We start from the raw sequence: 235 nt of genomic DNA on the forward strand, positions 1-235 counted from the left end.
TTCCAGCATCGATGCCGTCGGGCTCTTGCTGACCGTCAGTTTCGTGAACAGGTCAGTCGGCAGCAGGTCGAGGTCGACCTCGCGGTTCGAACTCTGGGCGTCGGTCGTGCCGGTCGACGCAACGGCGACGGGCGCGCCGTTCAACAGCACTTTCGTGAAGCTCGTACCGAGACCGCGGATCTGGACGTTGACGCCTTCGCCCGTGATTTCACGCGATACCTGGACGCCCGGGATG

General features: G+C 63.8%; 1 protein-coding gene. It reads right to left on the minus strand.

Features of this window, described 5'->3' with window-relative positions; genetic code table 11:
* The coding region (locus ACPYOM_RS23965; protein ID WP_481347900.1) for a TonB-dependent receptor plug domain-containing protein at positions 1-235 on the minus strand (235 nt) is incomplete at both ends.

Source organism: Monashia sp. HAY1-2A, assembly GCF_056755315.1.